Annotated in this window: 4 protein-coding genes; all 4 read right to left on the bottom strand. The window is 45.6% G+C overall.

Annotated elements, in window-relative coordinates; all coding sequences use genetic code 11:
• Positions 1-441: phage portal protein (locus PVV65_RS09005; RefSeq protein ID WP_273789931.1), on the bottom strand; the 441-nt coding region annotated here is incomplete at its 3' end.
• On the bottom strand, positions 441-689 hold the full coding sequence (locus PVV65_RS09010; RefSeq protein WP_273782904.1) for a phage head-tail joining protein: 249 nt from the start codon (positions 687-689) through the stop codon (positions 441-443). The genes PVV65_RS09005 and PVV65_RS09010, both read right to left, overlap by 1 nt.
• A 3-nt stretch (positions 690-692) precedes the next feature.
• Entirely contained in the window at positions 693-2,621 is a 1,929-nt protein-coding gene (locus PVV65_RS09015; protein ID WP_273789932.1) for a phage terminase large subunit family protein, read from the bottom strand.
• Positions 2,614-3,170: hypothetical protein (locus PVV65_RS09020; RefSeq protein ID WP_273789933.1), on the bottom strand; the 557-nt coding region annotated here is incomplete at its 5' end. The genes PVV65_RS09020 and PVV65_RS09015, both read right to left, overlap by 8 nt.

Consider the following 3,170-nt stretch of genomic DNA (forward strand, 5'->3'; position numbering starts at 1 on the left):
AGAGCGCCCGTAGAGGTCGACATAGTGTAGTCTTACAAAGCATTCTCCAGTTAAAAAGACCTCTCGTGCAATGGTTGCTTGAAGTCCATAAAAATTGGCATCTTCATCATAGTCCGCTTCATCAACCCATTGCCACCACAAGTCTAAAAGCTTTTTCTTTTCTTCTTGAAAACCTTCAATACGAGGATAAGGTTTAATCCCATCACTGACAGCTGCAGAGACCCATTCCTCCGTTGCAGAACCATAAAGAGATTCATTGTCATAAAGCCATCTTGAACGGGCAACAATGGTATCACCGCATTCCTCAATCGCTTTATTGATATGTTTTTTTGCGGGGTCAAAACCACCCATACGGCGGCTTTTGCTTGCCGCTTCAAAATGGGGATTGTGTTGACGAGAAATTGTAAAAAAGCCCGTGAGTTTATTGAAAAAACCAGCCATTAATAGCCTCGTGATATATTAAAATAGAAAACGCGTGAACGCTTGCGTCCTTCAAGGTTGGCTATTTGTGTGTTCAGCATCTCAAGCGCTCTGCGCAGTTCCTCAACAGAACGGTTGCTGACTTGCTTATCGCCATGGCGCACCGATTGTGCTCCCGAATAAAGAGCTTCTTCAATTTGCTCACGCCGCCTTTTTAAACTTTCTAATCTCGAAAATTTGCTGTTAATTGGTTCTAAAGGTTCACCCATACATTACCTCCAATCCCCTCGCATATAAGGATTCATCATTGTTCTGAATGGCTTCTTTTTAGGCTGTATTGTTTGAGATTTTCTTGGAGAAGGAGAGGGCACATGTTCTGATATTGGCTGCTCTAAAGAGCCCTCAATTTTAAGTTTTTCCAAACGCTCTTCTAAGATATCGACTTCTCGATTAAGGTTTATTCCTGCCGAAATCAGACCTTGTAAAGCAGCATAAGCATAGACCCTACAGTCCAAGGCTTCATTTCTTGCCTTTTCGCTTTTTTGCCATTCAATGCGCTTAAAGCCTTTAAAATATTTGATGACTTTTCTTTCAGCGGTTAGCTGGTCAAAATATTCCCGATCAAGGTTTTTGTGAAAGTGTGTTGCACCAGCCCCCGATGCTTCAGGACCGGATTTTTTAAACCGTGCCGTGATAATATCTTTTGCTGCATCAACCCCAACAATATAAAGATTAATCTGCCCCTTATTGTTTTTGCTTGGGCGGCGTGGCCATACCGCTCGCCAACCAGCCTGTCCCTTAATGCCCCAGATGCGCCGCCCCTCACGGGGGCGTACATAATTATAAACCGCCTGTGTGTGTCCACCACCGGTATCAATACAAGCAGCCGTTATCTTGATGCCGTCTTTGTAACCTAGATGCGGCCAGCGTCTTGCAAGATATTCATCCAATTGGTCCCATACTTCAAAAGAAGAGGGATCACCAGGAATGACGTGATAATCAATATGCCAGCTTTCTTCACTGCGTCCCCATCCCACCACTTCAAGCTCTAACCGGTCATTTTGCACATCAATACCCGCTGTCAACAACACGGCTTGTTCTGGTGCAAGGGGATAATCTTCGCGTTTTGCATAGAGGCTATCAGGATCAACAACTTCGCCTGTTCTGTCTTCCCATGGCTCTCCAAGCACTGTGTTGACAAAAGGCTGCAAAAGTGCCGGATCATCCTTGGCATCTAAAAACTCTCTTGCGCATTCCCCCCAAGTAAGCCAAGGAGAATAAAGTGCCGAAATATGGTAAGAACGCAAATTCGGTCTGCTTGATTCACTGGTTGGCACCCAGCACGCACCTCTTTCTTCACTCATGAGATCTGTTTTTCTGTGCTCGGCATGTTCATGACCACAATGGGCACAAACAAACACAGCTTTTTCGGGGGCGCCTTTTGGCCACTTGATTTGTGACCAAACAATGGGCTGTAGAACACCACACGCATCACAAGGGACATTGTAATATCGCTGGTCTCCTAGCACAAAATCCTTGGCGATACGGCTTGTGTCACGGTGTGTTGGTGTAGACAATTTAAAAATCTTTCTCTGCACAAAGGTTGAGGTACGTTTTTCGGCAATCATCACCGGATCACCTTCGTTATCCACACTGAGAGGATAGGCGTCCACCTCATCTAAAATCAGATAACGAATAGGCATGGAACGCAAACCAGCTGCACTGTTTGCTCCTGTAAGCATCAATGCACCACCATCAAACTCTTTAGAAAACATGGTATTCCCGCTGTCACGTGCTCGCGCTGGAGCTATACGTTCACTTAAAACTGGACTCGCCATAATCATGGGATCAAGCCGCGTCTTTGAAAGCTTCTTGGCTGTCTCAACCGTTGGCATCACATAAAGGGCAGGTCCCGGACTATAATGAATGGCATAACCGCAGAAGTTTAATCCTGCCTCTGACATGCCAACCTGTGCGCCTTTCATGACAATGGTTGTTTCAATCGGTTTGTGAGAGGAAAGATTATCCATGATTTCGCGCAAATAGGGGGTGCGTTTTGTTCTCCAAAGCCCAGGCTCAGCACTTGCTACGGTGCTAAGATACCTATTCTTGTCCGCCCATTGCGAAACTGTGTACGGTGGGTCTGGTTGTCGTGCGTCATTGGCATGGGAGAAAAATTCTTCGACTGCATTGTCATCCATTATTCGTTTCTTGCAAGTTCTCTAACTCTGGAGAATGAGGATCATGAAAAGGCACTGGAATATTAACCGCCTCAAGCAAAGCTGTTCTCATGGTATAATCAATAGCACCAATAAGGCTGGCTGCATCACATCCAACTTGTGCAGCAATGCTTGCACCGAAACGATGCGGAAAATTCAGCATGGCATCACGGTGCGCTCTTCCAAACTCACGCGCTGCTCTCTTTACTTCTTCACGGTCAACCGTTGTTTCGCGTAAGCGTTCAAGGGCAATCTTTTCGCTTTCAAGGGCAACTTGCATTCGCTCCAGTTTAATTTTGTATTCATTGGCTCCATCTGTGGAGGCTTGTTTGATCTTTGTCCGCACCTTTCCATCAGGCGCTAAAAGTGAAGCAGGGCGCTTTGTTGGATTCTCATTCCAGATAGCTGTTGCAAGCGCTTCATTGACAGAACCATCTTCAAAAAGAGCTGCATCAAATTTACCTGTCTTTATCCGAGAAACCACCGCATTATGTGAAACACCCATCTTCTTCGCAAACGCACGAACCGATA

This window comes from Bartonella sp. ML70XJBT (genome assembly GCF_028618425.1).
Taxonomy (GTDB): Bacteria; Pseudomonadota; Alphaproteobacteria; order Rhizobiales; family Rhizobiaceae; genus Bartonella.